The 18,939-nt window shown below is 72.7% G+C and carries 18 protein-coding genes; 10 read left to right on the top strand and 8 right to left on the bottom strand.

Going from position 1 to position 18,939, the window contains the following annotated elements; all coding sequences use genetic code 11:
• Positions 1-15: 15 nt before the first annotated feature.
• The 5 genes from ABD284_RS03810 (at position 16) to ABD284_RS03790 (ending at position 5,866) form a co-directional block, all read left to right on the top strand.
• A complete protein-coding gene (locus ABD284_RS03810; RefSeq protein WP_344140933.1) occupies positions 16-579 on the top strand; it encodes a TRAP transporter small permease subunit in 564 nt (187 codons plus the stop codon).
• Positions 576-1,850, top strand: coding sequence for a TRAP transporter large permease (locus ABD284_RS03805; RefSeq protein WP_344140932.1), 1,275 nt, complete (start codon positions 576-578; stop codon positions 1,848-1,850). Before ABD284_RS03810 ends, ABD284_RS03805 begins: the two co-directional genes overlap by 4 nt.
• 118 nt (positions 1,851-1,968) lie before the next feature.
• Positions 1,969-2,967, top strand: coding sequence for a DctP family TRAP transporter solute-binding subunit (locus ABD284_RS03800; RefSeq protein ID WP_344140930.1), 999 nt, complete (start codon positions 1,969-1,971; stop codon positions 2,965-2,967).
• A 47-nt stretch (positions 2,968-3,014) separates the two neighbouring features.
• Positions 3,015-4,922: a bifunctional sugar phosphate isomerase/epimerase/4-hydroxyphenylpyruvate dioxygenase family protein gene (locus tag ABD284_RS03795; RefSeq protein ID WP_344140928.1), complete on the top strand. Its 1,908-nt coding sequence runs from the start codon at positions 3,015-3,017 to the stop codon at positions 4,920-4,922.
• Positions 4,919-5,866: a shikimate dehydrogenase gene (locus ABD284_RS03790; protein ID WP_425573274.1), complete on the top strand. Its 948-nt coding sequence runs from the start codon at positions 4,919-4,921 to the stop codon at positions 5,864-5,866. Before ABD284_RS03795 ends, ABD284_RS03790 begins: the two co-directional genes overlap by 4 nt.
• A 97-nt stretch (positions 5,867-5,963) precedes the next feature.
• On the opposite strand, the gene ABD284_RS03785 is transcribed toward ABD284_RS03790, so the two are convergent.
• Entirely contained in the window at positions 5,964-6,416 is a 453-nt protein-coding gene (locus ABD284_RS03785) for a hypothetical protein (RefSeq protein ID WP_344140926.1), read from the bottom strand.
• Between the two features lie 168 nt (positions 6,417-6,584).
• A complete protein-coding gene (locus ABD284_RS03780; RefSeq protein ID WP_344140924.1) occupies positions 6,585-7,154 on the bottom strand; it encodes an ATP-binding protein in 570 nt (189 codons plus the stop codon).
• 204 nt (positions 7,155-7,358) lie between these two features.
• Here ABD284_RS03780 and ABD284_RS03775 point away from each other — a divergent pair, with 204 nt between their 5' ends.
• Both ABD284_RS03775 and ABD284_RS03770 read left to right on the top strand, forming a co-directional pair.
• Positions 7,359-8,225: a helix-turn-helix domain-containing protein gene (locus ABD284_RS03775; RefSeq protein ID WP_344140923.1), complete on the top strand. Its 867-nt coding sequence runs from the start codon at positions 7,359-7,361 to the stop codon at positions 8,223-8,225.
• Positions 8,212-8,541: a DUF397 domain-containing protein gene (locus ABD284_RS03770; RefSeq protein WP_344140921.1), complete on the top strand. Its 330-nt coding sequence runs from the start codon at positions 8,212-8,214 to the stop codon at positions 8,539-8,541. The genes ABD284_RS03775 and ABD284_RS03770 overlap by 14 nt, the downstream gene beginning before the upstream one ends.
• A gap of 40 nt (positions 8,542-8,581) precedes the next feature.
• On the opposite strand, the gene ABD284_RS03765 is transcribed toward ABD284_RS03770, so the two are convergent.
• The 4 genes from ABD284_RS03765 to ABD284_RS03750 form a co-directional block, all read right to left on the bottom strand.
• On the bottom strand, positions 8,582-9,463 hold the full coding sequence (locus tag ABD284_RS03765; protein WP_344140920.1) for a tripartite tricarboxylate transporter substrate binding protein: 882 nt from the start codon (positions 9,461-9,463) through the stop codon (positions 8,582-8,584).
• Positions 9,464-9,591: 128 nt separating this feature from the next.
• Complete coding sequence (locus ABD284_RS03760) at positions 9,592-11,214, bottom strand: tripartite tricarboxylate transporter permease (RefSeq protein ID WP_344140919.1); 1,623 nt, start codon at positions 11,212-11,214, stop codon at positions 9,592-9,594.
• A gap of 18 nt (positions 11,215-11,232) precedes the next feature.
• A complete protein-coding gene (locus ABD284_RS03755; protein ID WP_344140918.1) occupies positions 11,233-11,826 on the bottom strand; it encodes a tripartite tricarboxylate transporter TctB family protein in 594 nt (197 codons plus the stop codon).
• A 1-nt stretch (position 11,827) separates the two neighbouring features.
• On the bottom strand, positions 11,828-12,850 hold the full coding sequence (locus tag ABD284_RS03750) for a Bug family tripartite tricarboxylate transporter substrate binding protein (RefSeq protein ID WP_344140916.1): 1,023 nt from the start codon (positions 12,848-12,850) through the stop codon (positions 11,828-11,830).
• Positions 12,851-13,106: 256 nt separating this feature from the next.
• On the opposite strand from ABD284_RS03750, the gene ABD284_RS03745 reads away from it, so the two are divergent.
• Together ABD284_RS03745 and ABD284_RS03740 are read left to right on the top strand one after the other, a co-directional pair.
• On the top strand, positions 13,107-14,741 hold the full coding sequence (locus tag ABD284_RS03745; RefSeq protein ID WP_344140915.1) for an ATP-binding protein: 1,635 nt from the start codon (positions 13,107-13,109) through the stop codon (positions 14,739-14,741).
• Complete coding sequence (locus ABD284_RS03740; RefSeq protein ID WP_344140914.1) at positions 14,738-15,439, top strand: response regulator; 702 nt, start codon at positions 14,738-14,740, stop codon at positions 15,437-15,439. Before ABD284_RS03745 ends, ABD284_RS03740 begins: the two co-directional genes overlap by 4 nt.
• A gap of 42 nt (positions 15,440-15,481) precedes the next feature.
• On the opposite strand, the gene ABD284_RS03735 is transcribed toward ABD284_RS03740, so the two are convergent.
• Positions 15,482-15,967: a MarR family winged helix-turn-helix transcriptional regulator gene (locus ABD284_RS03735; protein WP_344140913.1), complete on the bottom strand. Its 486-nt coding sequence runs from the start codon at positions 15,965-15,967 to the stop codon at positions 15,482-15,484.
• 104 nt (positions 15,968-16,071) lie between these two features.
• On the bottom strand, positions 16,072-16,749 hold the full coding sequence (locus ABD284_RS03730; RefSeq protein WP_344140912.1) for a hypothetical protein: 678 nt from the start codon (positions 16,747-16,749) through the stop codon (positions 16,072-16,074).
• A 593-nt stretch (positions 16,750-17,342) separates the two neighbouring features.
• On the opposite strand from ABD284_RS03730, the gene ABD284_RS03725 reads away from it, so the two are divergent.
• Positions 17,343-18,815: a helix-turn-helix domain-containing protein gene (locus ABD284_RS03725; RefSeq protein ID WP_344140911.1), complete on the top strand. Its 1,473-nt coding sequence runs from the start codon at positions 17,343-17,345 to the stop codon at positions 18,813-18,815.
• Positions 18,816-18,939: the final 124 nt, after the last annotated feature.

Here is an 18,939-nt window from a genome sequence, read left to right as displayed (position 1 = left end):
CGAGTGGAGCCCCGGATGTCCGACACCCCCGAAGCAGCCGGCGAGGGGCCGCCGCCGCGGTCCCGCCCGGCGGCGGTGCGGTGGCTGGAGGCCGCGGAACTGACCGCGGGAGTAGCGCTCCTGGCCCTGATCCTCGTCCTGATGCTGACCCAGGCCCTCCAGCGGCACCTGCCGGTGACCGGATGGGTGTGGACCGGCGAGCTGGCCCGCCTGGGCCTGGTGTGGCTGGCGTTCTCGCTCGCGGGCTACCTGATCGGCCGCGACGAGCACATCACCCTGAAGCTGGTCGACTTCGCGCCGTCGGCATGGGTCCGCCGCGGGGTGTGGGTCGCGGCCAACCTGGTGGTGGCCGCCGTATGCGCGGCGTTCACCGCCGAGGCCGCCGAGCTGGTCTTCGGCGGCTCGCCGATGACGACCCCCGCTCTCGGTATCCCCATGGCCTTCGTCTACGCGATCCCGCTGGTCGGGCTGGCGCTGGCCGCGCTGCGCGCCACCGCCAACGCGTTCCTGCCGGGCCCGCCCCCGGCCGAGCCGCTGCCCGCCGACGCCGGCACCGACGCCGGGGAGGCCGACCGATGAGCGCGACGCTGGTCGTCTGCGGAATCCTGCTCCTGCTCGTACTGCGGGTGCCCATCGCATTCGCCATCCTCGGCCCCTGCATCGCCTACATGGCGCTGACCGACCAGTCCACCGGGCTGAGCCTGCGCACGGCCGCGGAGGAGATCGACAGCTTCCCGCTGCTGGCCGTGCCGCTGTTCATCCTCGTCGGGGTGACCGCCAACCACACGGGCATCGCCGACCGCATCTTCGCCTTCGCCCAGGTCCTCTTCGGCCGGGTCCGCGCCGGGCTGGGCTACGTCAACATCGGCGTCAGCGTCGGCTTCTCCTGGATGAGCGGCAGCGCGCTGGCCGACGTCGCCGGGGTGGGCAAGATGACCGTGCCCGCGATGACGAGCCGCGGCTACTCCCGCCGCTTCTCCCTCGGACTGTCGGCGGCGTCGAGCCTGATCGGACCGGTGATGCCGCCGAGCATCCCGGCCATCGTCTACGCCTCGGTGGCGGCCGTCTCCACCGCCGCCCTGTTCGCCGCCGCCGTCGTCCCGGCGCTGCTGATCGCGGCGGGACTCGCGGTCGCGGTCTTCCTCTGGGGGCGCCGCCAGCCCCACCTGGCCGGGCGCCGCCCCGAGCCCGGCGAGGTGCGCGGCGCCGTGCTGCGCGTGATCGGCCCGCTGGGCGCGCCGGTGCTGCTGCTCGGCGGCATCCTCAGCGGCCTGTTCACCCCCACCGAGGCCGCCGCCGTCGGCGCCGCCTACGTGTTCCTCCTCGGGTTCTGCTACCGGGAGCTGAACCCCGGGGCGCTGTGGCGGATCGCGGTGGAGACCGCCACGACCGCGGCGTCCATCGCGATCATCCTGGCGGCCTCCGGCCTGCTCGGCTGGATCCTCGCCCGCGAGCAGGTCCCCCAGGCCCTGGCGTCGTTCCTGCTCGGGTTCACCGACAGCACGGTCGTCTTCCTGCTGCTGGTCAACGTCGCGCTGATCCTCATCGGCACGGTCCTGGAGCCCGTCGCCGCGCTGGTGATCACCGTGCCGGTGCTCCTGCCCGTGGCGATGCAGGTCGGCGTGGACCCGGTGCACTTCGGCGTCATCACCATCGTGAACCTGATGATCGGCCTGCTCACCCCGCCCATCGGGGGAGTGCTGTTCGTCCTCGGCTCGGCGACCCGCACCCCGATGCAGGAGGTGTTCCGGGGCACCGCCCCGTTCCTCCTCCCGCTCATCGCGGTCCTCGCCCTGCTCACCGCCGCCCCGGACCTGGTGCTCTTCCTGCCCGGATACCTGGGCCTGTAGCCCCTCCGCCCCCGACCCGGACCCGACCCGTCCGGACGAGATTCGCCCTACCCCGTACCGCACACCCCTGCGCCGCCGGACGCGGCGCCATCCCCCGGACCCCCTTAGGAGGCGTTCGATGCGCACCACCCTTCGCTGGGCGGCCGTTCTGCCCGTAGCCGCCCTGACTCTCGCCGGCTGCGGCGGCGGTGGCGAGTCCGCCGACGACGGACTCACCCTCTCCTTCGCCAACAGCTACTCCCAGGACCACCCGCACACCCGCTGCGGCATCGACGTCGTCGCCGAGAAGGTCGAGAAGGCCGACGTGGGCATGACCGTCGACACCTTCCCCGACAGCCAGCTCGGCGACAACACCGAGACCTTCGCCTCGGTGATGTCCGGCGACATCGACATGGACGTGCAGGGCTCGGCGGCGCTCGGCTCGACCTACGAGCCGATCGGCGTGTTCGACGCCGCCTACGCCTTCGACGACGCCGACCACCTGTTCGACTTCTTCGACTCCGACGCCTCGGAGACGATCAAGAAGGACTTCGAGAAGGCCACCGGCGCCAAGATCCTGGACGTCTGGTACTTCGGCGACCGGCACTTCACCGCGAACAAGCCCATCCGCAAGCCCGCCGACCTCGACGGCCTGCGGATGCGGTTCCCCGACTCCCCGATCTACCTGGAGAACGCCAAGGCCCTGGGCGCGGAGGCGACCACCGTCGCGTTCGAGGAGGTCTACCTGGCCCTGCAGCAGGGCACCGCCGACGGCCAGGAGAATCCCATTCCCACCATCCACAGCGACAGCTTCGACGAGGTCCAGTCGCACATCAGCCTCACGAGCCACCAGATCGGCTCGCAGATGATCGTCGTCTCCGGCAAGACGTGGCAGAAGCTCTCCGCCGAGCAGCAGGAGGCTTTGCAGAAGGCGGTCAGCGAGACGCGCGCCCGGAACCGCGAGTGCATCGAGAAGGCCGAGGCCGAGATCGTCAAGGAGTGGAAGGCCAACGGGACGATCGAGATCGTCGACGACGTCGACGTCGAGGCGTTCCGCTCCAAGGCCAGGGACTACTTCCAGAAGAACCTCGACGGCGACTCGCTGGAGCTCTACCAGGCCTTCCAAGAGGCACGGTAACCGGCGGACGGCCACGCCGAAGGACGACGGAGCGGAGAGCAACCGACATGCGGCGCAGTATCGCCACCGTATCGCTCAGCGGCACCCTGGAGGAGAAGCTGCGGGCGGCCGCGGCAGCGGGGTTCGACGGGGTCGAGGTCTTCGAGAACGACCTCGTCGCCTCCCCCCTGCCCCCGCGCGAGGTCCGCGCGGCGGCAGCCGAGCTCGGCCTGGGGATCGACCTCTACCAGCCGTTCCGCGACTTCGAGGGAGTCGACGACGCCGGGCTCGAACGGAACCTGCGCCGGGCCGAGGCCAAGTTCGAGCTGATGCTGGAACTCGGCGCGGACACGCTGCTCGTCTGCTCCAACGCCGCGCCGGCGGCCCTCGGCGACGACGCGCGCGCGGCGGCCCAGCTGCGCCACCTCGCCGAGGCCGCCGCGCCCTACGGCGTGCGCATCGCCTACGAGGCGCTGGCCTGGGGCCGCCGCGTCGACACCTACGAGCACTCCTGGCGCCTGGTGGCCGAGGCCGACCACCCGTCGCTGGGCGTGTGCCTGGACAGCTTCCACATCCTCTCCAAAGGCGGAGACCCCGCCGGAATCCGCGCCATCCCCGGCGCCAAGATCTTCTTCCTGCAGCTGGCCGACGCCCCCTACATGGCCATGGACCTGCTGCAGTGGAGCCGGCACTACCGGTGCTTCCCCGGCCAGGGCGCCTTCGACCTGACCGGTTTCACCCGGCACGTGCTCGCGGCCGGGTACACCGGGCCGCTGTCGCTGGAGGTGTTCAACGACGTCTTCCGCGCGGCCGATCCCCACCGCACCGCCGCCGACGCGATGCGCTCGCTGTCGGTGCTGGAGGACGCGCTCGCCCGCGAGCGGGCGGCCGAGCGCGTCGGCGGGGAGCCCGGGGCCGACGGCGCACGGCCCCGGGCCTCCCTCACCCGCCTGCCCGACCCGCCCGACGACGCCGGCTACGCCTTCGTCGAGATCGCCGCGCAGGAGGGGGGCGGCGCCGAGCGCGTGCGCGCGGTGCTCGCCGCGCTCGGGTTCTCCCACACCCGCGACCACCGGTCCAAGCCCGTCCAGTTGTGGAGCAGCGGCGGCGTCCGCCTGCTGCTCAGCTCCACCGACCCGCGCCTGGGCCACACCTGGGACGGCGACGCCGCCGTCACCGCCCTCGGCGTCGAGGTCGCCGACCCCGAGCGCGCGGCCGAGCGGGCCGAGCGCCTGCTCGCGCCGACCCTGCCGCGCCGGCGCGACCCGGCCGAGTCGCGGCTGAACGCGGTCGCGGCCCCCGACGGCACCGCCGTGTTCTTCTGCCCCGGCAGGCGGGAGGGCCGGGAGTGGCTCGCCGACTTCGGCGCCGAGGCGGTGCGCGACCGGCACGCCGGCGGCGACGGCGCGCCGCTGTCGGCGATCGACCACGTGGGGCTGTTCCAGCCCTTCGACCACTTCGACGAGGCGTCGCTGTTCTACCGCTCGGTGCTGGGGCTGACCCCCGACGAGAGCCTTGAGGTGGCGGCGCCCGACGGGCTAGTGCGCAGCCGGGCGCTGGCCGACGGTGGGGACGGCGGGCTGCGCATCGCGCTCAACGTCTCGGTGCTGGGCCGCGGTGCGCACTCGGATGCGGCCGGCGGAGCCCAGCACGCCGCATTCGCCTGCGACGACGTGTTCGCGGCGGCCGAGGCGATGCGCGCCGCCGGTGTCGCCCCGCTGCCGATCCCCGACAACTACTACGACGACCTCGCGGCCCGAACCGACCTCGCGCCCGCGGTGCGCGAGCGGATGCGCGCCAACGGGATCCTCTACGACCGCTCGGCCGACGGAGGCGAGTTCTTCCACTTCTACACGCCGATGCTGGACAACCGGCTGTTCTTCGAGGTCGTGCAGCGCACCGGCGGCTACCGCGGTTACGGCGCCGCCAACACCGCCGTGCGCATGGCGGCCCACCGGGCGGAGCAGGCCAGGTGACCGGCGCGATCGGCGACGAGGCGGCGCTGCGGGCGGTGGGCGAGGACCAGGCGAAGGGCGCGGCCGGAGCCGGGCCCCGCGGCACGGCGCCGTCCTACCTCGTGGGGCTCGTCGGGGCGGGTGTCGGCCCGTCGCTGACGCCGCCCCTGCACGAGCGTGAGGCGGCCGCGACGGGACGGCGCCTGATCTACCGCACCATCGACATCGCCGAGCTGGACCTGCCGCCGGAGTCGGTGGCCGACCTGGTGCCGGCGGCGCGGCGGCTCGGTTTCAACGGGCTGAACATCACCCATCCGTGCAAGCAGCTGGTGCTGCCCGTGCTGGACGGGCTCACCTCCGACGCCGCCGCCATCGGGGCCGTCAACACGGTGGTCTTCGACGGCGGCTCGGCCATCGGGCACAACACCGACGGGTCGGGCTTCGCGCGCTCGCTGGAGCGCGGCCTGCCGCACGCGCCGCGCGAGCGGGTGGTCCTGCTGGGCGCCGGCGGCGCGGGTGCGGCCGTCGCGCACGCGCTGCTGGAATCGGGGGTGCGCACCCTGGTCGTCGCCGACCTCGACACCGGGCGGGCGGCCGAGCTGGCCGAGCGCGTCGGCCGCCGGTTCCGCGACGCCCGCTGCGAGCCCGCCGGCGCCGACGACCCCGAGCGCCTGCTCGCCGGAGCCGACGGCCTGGTGCACGCCACCCCGGTGGGCATGGCCCACCACCCCGGCACGCCCGTCCCGCGCGAGCTGCTGCGCCCCCCGCTCTGGGTCGCCGACGTCGTGTACCGCCCGCTGCGCACCGAACTGCTGGACGACGCGGAGTCCCGTGGCTGCGCCACCCTGGACGGCGGAGCCATGGCCGTCTTCCAGGCGGCCGACGCCTTCCAGCTCTTCACCGGCACACCCCCCGACCGCGAGCGCATGCTCGCCCACTTCCACGACCTCCTGGCGGCGGAGTGAGCGGTCCTCGGGGCCGGAAGCCGCCCGCGCCCTCCTGTGTGGGCGGGGCCGGCTTCCGCCAGGTTTCTTCCATCCTGTACGGCACGAGTTCGCGATTTCAGCGCGATCGTTCCGGAGGTGCCGACCGCACGGAGGGACGCCGGGGCCGGGCGGCCCCGGCCGAGAGGGTGAGCAGGAGCGTGTCGGCGTCGGGGGCCTCGATGAGGCCGCCGGGGGTAGCGGCCCAGTAGGACTGGGTGGCTTCGCCGAACCAGACGACGGCGCTGCGGCAGCGGGCTTGGACGGCGGCCGCGGTGCGGTGTTCGCGGGCGAACTCCGGGGTGCGGCCGTATATGCGGTCCTGGCGGCCGGCGCGGCGGGTGCGGCACAAGGGATGGGCGCAGTCGGTGCAGGGTCGCCGGGTGGGTGGGGCGTCCGCGATGTCGGCGGGCTCGCGCGGGGGCGGCACCGGTGCGGGTGCGGGCACAGGGGGATGCATAGGTGCGGGGGTGCCGGTGCGCCTGTGGACGGGGGCGGCGGTGCGGGCGGGCGCGAGGGTAATGTCGGGCATTGATTCCGTTCCTTTCGCATTGCAACAGGTTGTGGGATCAGGGCCCGGGAGGTGGTGGTGCACCTTCCGGGCCGCTTGCCGTCGGGCGGCAGTGAGGTCGGGCGGCAGTGGGCAGGAGTGGGCGGGTCGGCGGGAGCCGCGGCGAACGCCGGGCTGCCGCCTCGTCCTTCAGGCGGCGGCCCAGGCGGAGCCCGCGAAGTCGTAGGCCAGGTGGAACCACACGTGGCGGTAGGTGGGTACGCCGTTGTCGCCCCAGGCGGTCGCCAGCGCGTCCACGAGGGCGAGCCCGCGTCCGGCGGTGGCGTCGGCGTTGGCGTGCAGTCCGGCGGGGTTGGGCTGGAGGCGGGCGCGGTCGCGGCGGTCCCGCAGATGCGTGTCGGGCAGGCCGCCGTCGCGGCAGGTGAGCGTCAGCCCCGCGGCCGAGCGGTCCACGCGCAGCGTGAAGGTGCCGCCCGGCTCGCCGGAGCGCGTGTGCCGGACGGCGTTGCCCGCGAGCTCGGTGCCCAGGAGATCGAAGACGTAGCGGTAGTCGGGGTCCCGGTCGCGCGCGCATCCGTTGAGGAAGGCGTGGACCAGGGGGAACAGGGCCGCATCGCCCCAGAACGTGAAGGCGCGGGACCGGTAGGGCGTGCGCGGGCCGATGGTGTCGAAGTAGTGCTGCTTCTGCCGGGGGATGAGGAGAGCGAGCGGGACGGTTACGGGCGGTAGCTGGCTGAGGGCAGCATGAGAGGAGGACATGGCGACTCCTTGAGGTGTGGGTCCCGATCCGGTAGCAGAGGCGTGCGTGTGGCCCGTTTTCCGGACAGGGCGGCGGGCGATGAGTAGCTTGACTACTGAGCGCGACGATTCTGTGATCGACTGCATATCCATAGTGAAACTCGAAATTCGAGATGTCAACACGATGATTCGAAATTCGAGAACCAATCGCCTAGGATCATGTCCATGCACCGCCCCTTCAGTCCCACAGTGCGACGCCGTCGGCTGGCCGCAGAGCTTCGGCGCCTTCGCGACGCCCAAGGTCTGAAGCTTTCCGCAGCAGCCAAGCTGGCCGACGTCCCCGCCTCGACGCTCAGCAACATCGAGACGGCCGAAGCCAGGCGCATCAAGGCCCGTGACATCGATGCACTGGCGGACCTCTACCAAGCTCCCGCAGAAGCCAGGGAGGCGCTCCACGAACTGGCTCGGGAGTCCAAGGAGCAGGGCTGGTGGTCGAAGTACAAGGACGTATTCGGAGGTAACGCCCTACCTGACTTCGAGGTCGAAGCCTCTATGATCCGGACCTATCAATGTCAAGTCATTCCTGGGCTGCTTCAGACGCCTGAATACAGCGAGGCAGTCTTCCGAGGCGGTCGTGCCTACACGGAGAACGAGGTTCAGAGGCTCGTCGAGGCACGTCTTCAGCGGCAACAGATCCTCAGCCGCCACGACCCGCCCCAGATCTGGGCTGTCATCGACGAGGCCGCACTGCGGAGGAAGCTCGACCATCCGCACGTCATGCGGGACCAGTTGCAGCACCTCCTCAACGTCGCCACTCGTCACAACGTCGACATACAGGTGCTGCCCTTCACTGCTGGCATGCACGCGGGGCTTGCAGGCTCATTCGTCATCCTGGACTTCCCGGCAGAAATGGACCCCGGCATCGTCTATACAGAGACTGCTACAGATAGCCTCTTTGTTCAGGATGTTCCGTCTGTACAGCGGTTCGTGACGATTTTCGCCAACCTCAACTCGGCCGCGCTTCGGCCACCCCATACTCTGAAGTTCATCCAACAGATCATGGAGTCCGACGATCAGTATGACGACGACTGAGCGATTGGTGTTTTTCAAGTCCAGCTACAGCAGTGACCGAGTGGACTGCGTCGAGGTCGCCCCCATCCCGCCGTCCTTCCGCAAGAGCAGCTACAGCGCTCAGGGGCAGGAGTGTGTGGAGGTCGCCCCCATAGCCCCGTCCCCGTCCTTCCGGACGTCCAGCCACAGCGGCGTCAACGGCAACTGCGTCGAAGTCGCCGACCTCCCCGCCGGTGCGGCTCTGCGCGACTCGAAATCCCCCGGCGCCGGATACCTCGCCTTCCCCGCCGCCGAGTGGGACGCCTTCCTCAGCGCCGCCCGCTCCGCCGAGCTGTAGCGCGCGCATCTCGCCGTCGCTGGTCGCCGGCGCTGTGCCGTCAGGACTCGTCGAGGCGGGCGAGGAGGCCGCCGACGCGGTCGTCCTCGGCCGCGAGGAAGGCGCCGAAGTCGTCGCCGGCGAGATAGGCGTCGTGCCAGTGGTTGTCGTTCAGCGCGTCGCGCCACTCCGGGGTGGTGCGCAGCTCATCCAGCGCGTCGATCAGCTCCTCGCGGCGCGACTCGCTGATGCCGGGCGGCGCGAGCAGTCCGCGCCAGTTGAGGAACTCCAGGTCGATGCCGAGCTCCCGCAGCGTCGGCGCGTCGATTCCGGGGATCGGGTCGGGGCCGGTCACCGCCAGCACGCGCAGCTCGCCCGCCTCGACGGCGTGGCGGTACTCGCCGGCACCGGACGCCGCCACGTCGACCCGCTGCTCGACCAGCGCCGACAGCATCTCGCCGCCGCCGTCGTGCCAGATGTAGTCGGTGTTGGCGGCGGGGATGCCCAGCCGCTCGGCCAGCAGCATCAGCGCCAGGTGGTCGGGTCCGCCGGGGCTGGAGCCGCCGCCGAGCCGGACGGGTACATCCGGGTCACGCCAGTCGTCGACCAGGTCGTCCAGAGTCCGGTACGGGGAGTCGGCGGGCACCAGCAGCACCGTGGGCTCCTGCACCATCCGCGCCAGGGGCACGGCGGCGGTGATGCGGTGCGTGTCCTGCAGGTGCGTGCGGGCGACGAGCCCCAGACCCATCTGCAGCAGCAGCCGGTCGTTGCCCGCCTCGTACATCAGCCGGGCCATGCCCGCCGTCCCGGCGGCGCCGGGGAGGTTGAACACGTCGACCTCCGCGGCCAGGCCGGTGTCCTTGAGGGTGGCGGCGACCGTCCGGGCCGTCATGTCGTAGCCGCTGCCGGGCGGGTTGGGCACCATGATGCGCACCTCGGACATGGGGGCGACCGGGGCGCACCCGGCCGCTCCCAGCAGCGCCGCCGCCGCGGACGCGGCGAGCCGGAGCCGCCACCGTGCGCGGGTGCCCCGCGCGCGGCGGTTCCCGGCTTCGGCCCGCATCGTCGCTGCTACCTCCCCTCGGCGGCCTCGTGCCCCTCGCCGGCGGGCGCGGGGGAGCGTCGGGCGCCCCCGCTTGCGCCGCCGGGTCCGTCCTCGGATCCGCCGTCATCCCCGCCGGAGCCCTCTTCCGGCGGCGCCGCGCCGGAGGGCGCCGACGGGCGGCGCCGCAGCCGGGCCAGCAGCGGCCCCGCCAGCGCCAGGACCGCGAGCACGAGCAGGCCCGCCGAGAACGGGCTGGTGACGAACGTGGACCAGTCGCCGTCGGAGATCTGCAGCGCCTGGCGCATCGACTTCTCCATCAGGCCGCCGAGGATGAGGCCGAGGATCAGCGGCGCCGCGGGGAACCCGTTCTGCCGCATCACATAGCCCAGCACCCCGAACCCGAGCAGCAGCCAGAGGTCGAAGACGGTGAAGCTCAGACCGTACACGCCGATGACGCAGAACACGACGACCAGGGGCAGCAGAACCGCCCGCGGGGTCTTGAGCACCTTCGCGAACAGGGGGATCAGCGGCAGGTTCAGCACGAGCAGCACGAGATTGCCGACGTACATGCTCGCGACCACGCCCCAGAACACGTCGGGGTGGTCGGAGAGCATGAGCGGCCCGGGCTGCACGCCCAGGACCAGCAGTGCGCCGAGCAGGATCGCCGTGGTGCCCGAGCCCGGAACGCCCAGCGTGAGCAGCGGGACGAACGAGCCCACCGCCGCCGCGTTGTTCGCCGACTCCGGAGCCGCGACCCCCTTGATGTTGCCGCTGCCGAACGTCGCGCCGTCGCGGGCGATGCGCTTCTCGGTCGAGTAGGCCATGAACGAGGCGATCGTCGCGCCCGCGCCGGGCAGCACGCCGACGAAGAACCCCAGCAGCGAGCCGCGGGCCGTCGGCGGTGCCAGGGTTCCGACCTCGCGGCGGTTCAGCCGCAGCGAGGTGATGGTGCCGTCACCGCCGCCGGTGCCGCGGCGGGCCAGCATCGCGAACACCTCGGCCAGTGCGAACACGCCCAGCGCGACGATGAGGAACTGCACGCCCTCGAACAGCTCCGGCACACCGAAGGTGAAGCGCATGGTCGCGGTCTGGGAGTCGATGCCGACGAGCGAGATGATCACCCCCACCACGGCCGCGATCAGCCCCTTGGTGAGGTTCTTGCCGCCCAGGGAGACCACCGCGGTCAGGCCGAGGACCATCAGCGAGAAGTAGTCGGCCGGGCCGAAGCTGACCGCGAACTTCGCCAGCCACGGGGCGATGAGCATCAGCAGCACGACGCCGACGGTGCCGCCGGTGAACGACGCGATCGCGGCGATGGCCAGCGCCTTGCCGGCCTTGCCCTGGCGCGCCATCGGATAGCCGTCGAAGGCGGTGGCCACCGTCCCCGAGATGCCCGGTGCGTTCAGCAGGATCGAGGACGTCGAGCCGCCGAAGACGGCGCCGTAGTAGACCCCGGCCAGCATGATGATGGCCGTGGTGGGGTCCATGCCGAAGGCGATGGGGATCATCAGCGCGATCGCGCTCATCGGCCCGAGACCGGGCAGCATCCCGATGATCGTTCCGGTGAGCACGCCGATGAAGACGAACAGCAGGTTCTCCGGCGCCAGCGCGACCGCGAACCCGTAACCGATTTGGTCGAGCGTTTCCATGAGGGTGGCTCCGCGGGGTCAGAAGGGCAGCGGCCCGGTGGGCAGCGCGACGTCGAGGAATTCGGACATGGTGAAGTACAGCGACGCCGGTACACCCACGCTGACCAGGGCGTTGGCCCAGTGGCGGCGGTACCCGAGGTACCAGGAGGCGCCGAAGACGTACACCGCGCTGCTGATCAGGAACCCGAGGGGTTCGAACAGCAGGATGTAGGCGGCGATGGAGGCGGCGAAGGCCGCCAGTTCCAGCCGCGCATCGGGGATCCGCCCGAGGGCGGCGCCCGCCGGGACCGCGGCGCCCGCGGTCCCGGCCGGCGTGCCCGCGGCGCTCTCCGCGGCGTCCGTTCGCCCTTCCGCGCCCTCGGCGCTTCCGGTGCCGGAGGGGCTCGCCGCGGGCACCTGCTCGCCGTCCTCGCCGGGCTCTCCGCGCTGGAAGAACAGCAGCCCGGCGAGCAGCAGCAGCACGACGCCGAGCCAGCGCGGCAGCGTCGACGGCTGAACGGGCACCTCGACCGCGGTGAACTCCGGCATCCGGAACGCCAGCACCAGGTAGCCGACCGCGAACAGGCCGACCACGAGGGCCGCCGCCCGGTTGGAGAAGCCGAACGGCGTCATGTCAGCCCTGCTCCTTCCGCAGCCCGATCTCGCCGAGCAGGTTCTCGGCGTCCTTGCTCGACTTGTCCAGGAACGAGCCGAACTCCTGGCTGTCCATGTAGGAGGTCTCCCAGCCGAGCTTCTTCGCCTCGCTCTTCCAGTCCTCCTGCTCGACCATCCGCTTGAACGCCTTCTCGTAGTAGGCGACCTGCGCGTCGGTCATCTCGCCGGGGCCCATCACGCCCCGCCAGACGTCGTAGGTGTAGTCGACGCCCTCGTCACGCAGGGTCGGCACATCCGGCAGCGTCTCGGTGCGCTCCGGCGCCGAGACGGCCAGCGCCCTCAGGTCACCGGACTCCACCAGGCCGGCGGCCTCGGAGACCCCGGTCACGGCCGCGTCGACGTGCCCGCCGATCGCCTGGGTGAGGGCCTCGCCGCCGCCGTCGTAGGGGACGTACTTGAGCTTGCGGGGGTCGATCCCGGCCTTGTTCATGGCGCCGGCGAAGGCGACGTGGTCCATGCTGCCGGGTGCGGAGCCGCCGGCGACGCTGAGCGAGGACGGGTCGTCCTTGAGCTTGTCCACGAGGTCGCCCATCGACTTCAGCGGGGAGTCGGCGGGCACCGCGAAGACCATGTACTCGGTCATCAGCCGGCTGATCGGGGTGAAGTCGTCGTGGTCCTGGGAGGACTGGCTGGTGAGGGGCACCAGGGTGATGGGCGGGCTGGTGACGAACAGCCGCGTCGGCTCGGGGGCGCCGGCGACGTAGGCCCAGCCGACGGCACCGCCGCCGCCGGGCTTGTTCACCACCTGGATCGGCTGGTCGACGAGGTTGTTCTGCTCCAGCACACGGGAGCTGGTGCGGGCGAGGGTGTCCCAGCCGCCTCCGGTCGCGGCGGGCGCGACCATCTCGATGGGCTTCTCCGGCGCCCACGCGCCGTCGCCGCCTCCGGCGGAGCCGCCGGAGCCGCAGCCGGTGGCCACCAGCGCCAGCGAGGCGCAGACGGACACCGGGGCGGCCAGGCGTGCGGCCAACGTGCGGAACATGGTGCCTCCTGAATCGTGTCGGGGAATGGTGATCCGCCGTACAGGCGGATGTGAGGGGAGGCACATGAAAGCAGGGGCGGCCGGGCTCGCAGAACCGTTCTGGCCGTTGTGCGAGCAGTGGTGGTAATGGACGTTTCGGTCGTATTGGTCACGCGCCGGCAGGTCGCCGACGTGCGAGGATGAGGCGGATCGGGTGGGCGCGCCGTCCAACGGCCCCCGGCCGGTCCGGTGTGTGTCGTGACGGCGGGGAGGAGAGGTGCGGATCAGGCTCACGCTCGCGGGCCGCTTCCTGGGCCTGCAGCTGGCGATCGTGGTGGCCGTGCTCGTCGCCGTGGCCGGGGTGTCGATGGCGCAGGCCGACGCCCGCTTCCGCGAGGTCGAGGGCGAGCGCATCCTGTCGGTCGCCGAGACGGCCGCCGCGACCGACGCCATCCGCAGTGGGCTGAGCGACTCCTCCGACGAGGGCATCCTGCAGCCGGCCGCCGAAGGGCTGCGCGGCCTCGCCGACATCGACGACCTGATCATCGCCGGTACGGACATGCGCACGCTGGCCTCGGCCGATCCGCGGCTGATCGGGCAGGAGCTGCCGCGGGGGGACAGCCCGGTGCTCGCCGGGCGCTCGTGGGTCGGCGTCGTGACGCTCGGCGAGCGGCGCGTGCTGACCGCGCACGTTCCGGTGATCGACGACAGCGGGCGCGTGATCGGCGTCGTCGCCGGCGTCCGCGACTACCCGGGGCCGGTGGAGCTCATGGCCGAGGCCGCCCCGACCCTGCTCGTGTACCTGGGCATCGCCTGCGCCCTCGGCGTCGCCGGGTCGCTGCTGCTGTCCCGCCGGGTCAAGCGCCAGACCCTGGGCCTGGAGCCCGCCGAGATCGCCGGCCTGGCCGAGCACCGCGAGGCCATGCTGCACGGCATCAAGGAGGGCGTGCTCGGCCTGGACAGCGACAACCGGGTGACCCTGGTCAACGACACCGCCGCGGAGCTGCTCGGGCTGCCCGCGGAGCCGGAGGGGCGCCGGCTCACCGAGCTGGGCGTGGACCCGCAGCTCGTCGAGGTGCTGACCGACCAGGTCCCCGAGCCCGACCGGGTGACCGTGATGAACGACCGCCTGGTGACCCTGAACTGGACGCCGCTGAAGACGCGCGGTCGGCGCATCGGGTCGGTGACCACCATGCGCGACCGCACCGACCTGGTCGCGCTGCGGCACGAGCTGAACATCACCCGCACCACGACCGAGGCGCTGCGCGCGCAGGCGCACGAGTTCAGCAACCGGCTGCACGTCATCAGCGGGCTGCTGAGCCTGGAGGAGTACGACGAGGTGGAGCGGTACGTGGCCAGTGTCGGCGGCGCCCGCGCCCAGTTGGCCGCCGACGTCACCTCGCGGGTCGCCGACCCCTCGGTGTCGGCGCTGCTCATCGCGAAGGCGAGCCTGGCCGCCGAGCAGGGCGGCGAGCTGCGCGTCTCCGAGCGGACCGAGCTGGGCGAGCAGGACGAGCGGCTGTCGGCCGACCTGGTGACCGTGGTCGGCAACCTGGTGGACAACGCGCTGGAGGCCGTCCGCGGCGAGGGCGAGGAAGGCTGGGTCGAGGTCGAGGTGGCCGGGGCCCAGGACGCGGTGCGCGTGCGGGTGCTCGACTCCGGCCGCGGCGTGCCCCCGGAGCTGGCCGAAGAGGTGTTCCGCAGCGGGTTCAGCACCAAGGAGTCCGGGGCGGGCGCCCGGGGCGTGGGCCTGGCGCTCACCCGCCTGGTGTGCAACCGCCGCGGAGGCGGTGTGGAGGTCGCCGGGTCGGAGTTCACCGCCTGGCTGCCCTGCCGCGATGCCCCGGCTGCCGATGACGCGGACGGCGCGGCCGGAACCGGAACCGGCGGCGCAGAGGAGGACGCGCGGTGATCCGTGTGCTCGTCGTGGACGACGACTTCATGGTCGCGAAGGTCAACCGGCGGCTCGTGGAGCGGGTGCCGGGGTTCACCGTGGTGGGCGAGGCGCGCACGGGAGCGGAGGCGCTGCGGCTGGCCGAGGAGCTGCGCCCGGACCTGCTGCTGCTGGACATCTACCTGCCCGACATCAGCGGTATCGACGTGCTGCGCAGGCTGCGTGGCGGCGGGTCGCCGCAGGTGGACGCGCTGATGATCACCGCCGCGCGCGAGGCCGCGACCGTCCGCCAGGCGCTCCACGGCGGCGCGGTCCACTACATCATCAAGCCCTTCGACGCCGCCGCGCTGCGGGAGCGGCTGACGCGGTACCAGGAGGCCCGCCGCGCGCTGGAGGGCCCGGGCGTGCCGGGGCAGGACGACGTCGACCGCGTGTTCGGCGGGGCCGCCGCCGCGCCGTCGGGCGCCGGCGCGTCGGGCCCGGCGATGCCGAAGGGCCTGACACCGGAGTCCGCGCGCCTCGTCGAGGGCGAACTGCGCCGCGCCGGCGAAGCGTCGGCCTCGGAGTGCGCCGGGCTGACCGGGCTCTCGCGTGTCAGCGCACGCCGCTACCTGGAGTACTTCGTGCAGGCGGGCAGCGCCGAGGTGCGTCTGCGCTACGGAACCGCCGGCCGCCCGGAGCGCCGCTACAGGTGGGTCGGGCCGCCGGTGGGGTGACGCCGGCGGAGGCCGACCACGGGGAGGCGGCCGGGGCGGGCGCTACCCGTTGACCTCGCGGGCCCAGGCCTCCAGGCCCGCGGCGAAGCCCTGCAGCTCACTCGGCGAGAGCCGCTCCAGCACCCGCAGCAGCGGGGCGGCGCGGGAGGCCATGAACCGCTCCATCGGCTCCTGGTAGTCCCGGGCCAGTGCGACGAGCACGCGCCGGCGGTCGCCCGGGTCCGGTCGGCGCATCACCAGTCCGACGCAGGCGAGGTCGCCGACCAGCTCGCTGGCGGTCGACAGGCGCACGCCCAACCGCTCGGCGAGCTCGGTCACGGTCAGCTCCCGGCCGTGGACGAGCTGGACCAGGACGCCCCCGTGCCGACCGGTGAGGCCGTGGCTCCGGAACGTCCGCTGAAGCTCCTCGGGCATCTCGTCGTGCGCGCGCCGGTAGTAGTTCTCCAGCAGCGGGACGAAACGGAGTACCCCCTCGACCAGGTCGGCGTCGGGGAGCCGGGCGTCGTCGGAGTCCTCGGCACCGTGCATAACCCGATTCTAGCCTGTTCGGATGTCCGAACTTCTGTTCGGAAACGGGAATCGGAGGTGCGGGGACCCAGGATTCGGTGCCCCCTTCCGCGGCACCGCGTATTTCACCGAGGGCGGCAGATCAGCGGCAGGGCCGCCATCCCGTTCTCCTTGAGCCGGCCGCGCACGAACCTGTGGAAGCTCGGCCGCAGCAGTTGGTCGGCCATGAAGGCCGCCGCGCCGCCCGGCAGGCGCACGTAGTTGACGAACGCGAAGCGCGCGTCCTCCAGCGGGACGAGGGGCGCGGAGTTGTCGACGCCGGCCTTGGCGGTGTACCAGCCGGCCAGGTCCTCCCACGCGCGGAGCGCGGCCTCGCCGTCCGCGGCGGTGAAGTGGTTGAACAGGTAGGTGCCCGACGCCGGGTCCTCGGTGTCGCCGATCCGCACGCTGTTGTAGGCGGGCATCACCAGGTCGGCCCCGATTTCCTGGAAGGCCTCGTCCGCCCGCACGCCGGGGAGCGCGTCCGGCGCCGCGGCCTCCACGAGCACCAGGACGTCGAACCGGGGCACGCCCTTGAGCGGCGGGATGAGCACCGTCTCGAACACGCGCGCGCGGACCACGTCGGTACGGGCTTCGAGACGCCCGGCCAGGCTGCGGCAGTGCTCCAGCGCGTCGTCGCGTTCGGCGCTGCGCCGCACCAGGGGTGCGCGCGGCGGGGCGACGGAGAGTCCCGCGTAAAGGTAGCCGTACGGGTAGGGATCGGTGAACTCCGGGCTCGGGTAGCCCTCCGCTGAACGGTTCATGGCTCCGCCTTCGGTATTCCAGGAAAAAAATACTTCGGACACCCGAATATACTGACCCAAGGGAGCCGTGCAAAGGCCGCGGTGCTCCGCGGTCGGCACCGTCCGGAGGTGCGGCCGCGCTCCGGCCGCGGCTCCGGTGCTCCGGGGCGGCGGCCGGGCGCCGGCGCCGATGCGGCGCGGGCGCGCGAGAGCCCTGAGCTGGTCCGACGCGCGAAACTGCGGGCAGGACGGCTCCTCCGGCGGCGCCGCGCAGGACGCCCGCCGGCCGGTTCGGCGATCACCGGGGCACGCGTCGCGATGCACACCCGGTCGGCGGTTCCCGCCCGATGGCCGATGATGGAGGAGGGCGCGTCGCGGCCGCGCCCGCCCCAGGTGGGGCACGCGGCAAGGTGGTGCGGGACCGCAGCCGTGGACGCCGCGGATTCCGCCGGTCGCGCGGCAGGGCGCCCCGCCGTCCGCCGCAGGCGGTAATCACGGCATTCGCCGCATTCTCCGTATTAAGTAACCTTTAATCTGAAAGTCTGCCGACGGAACCCGGGGCCGGTCCGCCCGCATCCGACAGGGGCAGCACGGGCCGACGGGTTGGGAGTGCCGTGTCGACATCGCGGATCCTCGACGATCTGCTGCGCCATCTGCGGCTCAGCGCGTCCCAGGACACCGAATCCGAGTCGCGGCGGCTCGCCGACCGGTTGCGGCGGCAGACCGGCGCCGACATCGCCCTGGTCGACGGTGAAGGCGCGGTGGACCTGGCGACCCCGGGGATCACCGCGAACGTGCTCGCGGCCCTCCGGCCGGTGCTGGGGCAGCTCGCGGGCGGGCGGCTCGCCGCGGCCGCCACGCAGACGGGCGAGCTGCACGTGCGGTGCGAGGTCCTGCGGCGGGAGTCGCCGCGGACGGTGCTGGTGGTGGCGGCCCGATCGCCGCTGACACGCGAGACGATCACCCTCGCCTCGCACACCGGAACCGTGATCGACGCGCTGCGCCGCGTCCGCTACGCCGACGAGCTGGCCCACCGCTACAACCGGGCGGCGAGACGGCTGCGCCTCGCCGTCTTCATGGCCCTGATGGCGGGCGACCTCGCGCTGGCCCGCAGGATGACGACCGGCGCCGTCCCCCCGCTGCTGGACGCCGAGCGCATCCGGCTCCACGTGCTGCACTGCCCGCCCCCGGACCGCGACCGGATCGCCGAGCGCTACCAGGACTCCTCCGGCTACCACGGCCGCAGCCTGATGCTGCGCTGCCCGGTCTACGACTCCCACCTCATCTGCCTCATCCCCGACGGCGGGCGCGAGGACGGCGAGGACGGACTGGGCGGGCTGCTGCGTTCCCTGGTCGGCGACGAGCCGCGGTACGCACTCGGTATCAGCGAGCCGCGGCCCCTCGCGGCGACCGCGGAGGCCTACGAGCAGGCCCGCCACGCCCTGGCCGCCGCCCGCCACACGCCGGACCGCGCCGCCCCCTACCACGGCAGCGCGCCGCTGGCCCGACTGCTGCCGCGCGAGCAGGCCCACGCCTGGGCGCGCACGCTCCTGCGGCCGCTCGAATCGCTCCCCCGGCTCACCGTCGACGTCACCCGCCTCGCGCTGAGCTTCCCGCGCTCGGGGGTCGCGCGCCTGCTGGGTATCAGCCGCAACACGGTCACGGCGCACCTGCGCCGGGTCGAGGAGGCGCTCGGCTCGGACCTGCACGACGTGCACTGCCGCGCCGACCTCACGCTCGCCCTCACCGTCAGCGGACTTCCGGCACCGGGCGGCGCCTCGGCAGGCGAAGGCCCGGCGCCGTCCCTGGGCGCGCTGCTGGCCACCGAGGAGGCCGCCACCTGGGCGCGGGCGTTCCTCATGCCCCTGCACGACGGCGGGCAGCGACACCTGCTCCAGACGCTGCGGGCCTGGGTCGACTCGGACACCGACGCGCAGCGCACGGCGCGGACGCTCGATATGAGCCGCACCACGGTCCGCACCCACCTGCGTGCCGCCGAACGCCTCCTGAACCGGGACCTGCTGGCCTCCGGGCCCGGCACCCACGACCTCGTCCACGCCCTGCGGGTCACCGACTGTGCACCGTGACTAGCCGCCGCCCTCCTGTTGTGCACCGTGCGCATTGCCCAGGCCCGGCCGCACGCTTACTGTCTGCAGCGTCCGTCGGTGGCGGAAGTCGGGCGGCAGGCGGGAGGACGGGGTGCCGTCCCCG

The sequence above is a fragment of the Streptomonospora arabica genome (assembly GCF_039531585.1).
GTDB classification, from domain to species: domain Bacteria; phylum Actinomycetota; class Actinomycetes; order Streptosporangiales; family Streptosporangiaceae; genus Streptomonospora; species Streptomonospora halophila.
Note: the sequence above shows the minus strand (reverse complement) of the source record. Positions and strands in the feature narration are given on the sequence as shown.

Excerpts from the sequence above, each read along its gene's own strand:
- ABD284_RS03810 (WP_344140933.1), top strand. The coding sequence starts at position 16 with ATGTCCGACACCCCCGAAGCAGCCGGCGAGGGGCCGCCGCCGCGGTCC.
- ABD284_RS03785 (WP_344140926.1), bottom strand. The coding sequence starts at position 6,416 with ATGCCCGACATTACCCTCGCGCCCGCCCGCACCGCCGCCCCCGTCCAC.
- ABD284_RS03780 (WP_344140924.1), bottom strand. The coding sequence starts at position 7,154 with ATGTCCTCCTCTCATGCTGCCCTCAGCCAGCTACCGCCCGTAACCGTC.
- ABD284_RS03765 (WP_344140920.1), bottom strand. The coding sequence starts at position 9,463 with ATGTCCGAGGTGCGCATCATGGTGCCCAACCCGCCCGGCAGCGGCTAC.
- ABD284_RS03795 (WP_344140928.1), top strand. The coding sequence starts at position 3,015 with ATGCGGCGCAGTATCGCCACCGTATCGCTCAGCGGCACCCTGGAGGAG.
- ABD284_RS03750 (WP_344140916.1), bottom strand. The coding sequence starts at position 12,850 with ATGTTCCGCACGTTGGCCGCACGCCTGGCCGCCCCGGTGTCCGTCTGC.
- ABD284_RS03760 (WP_344140919.1), bottom strand. The coding sequence starts at position 11,214 with ATGGAAACGCTCGACCAAATCGGTTACGGGTTCGCGGTCGCGCTGGCG.
- ABD284_RS03770 (WP_344140921.1), top strand. The coding sequence starts at position 8,212 with ATGACGACGACTGAGCGATTGGTGTTTTTCAAGTCCAGCTACAGCAGT.
- ABD284_RS03800 (WP_344140930.1), top strand. The coding sequence starts at position 1,969 with ATGCGCACCACCCTTCGCTGGGCGGCCGTTCTGCCCGTAGCCGCCCTG.
- ABD284_RS03805 (WP_344140932.1), top strand. The coding sequence starts at position 576 with ATGAGCGCGACGCTGGTCGTCTGCGGAATCCTGCTCCTGCTCGTACTG.
- ABD284_RS03730 (WP_344140912.1), bottom strand. The coding sequence starts at position 16,749 with ATGAACCGTTCAGCGGAGGGCTACCCGAGCCCGGAGTTCACCGATCCC.
- ABD284_RS03755 (WP_344140918.1), bottom strand. The coding sequence starts at position 11,826 with ATGACGCCGTTCGGCTTCTCCAACCGGGCGGCGGCCCTCGTGGTCGGC.
- ABD284_RS03775 (WP_344140923.1), top strand. The coding sequence starts at position 7,359 with ATGCACCGCCCCTTCAGTCCCACAGTGCGACGCCGTCGGCTGGCCGCA.
- ABD284_RS03735 (WP_344140913.1), bottom strand. The coding sequence starts at position 15,967 with ATGCACGGTGCCGAGGACTCCGACGACGCCCGGCTCCCCGACGCCGAC.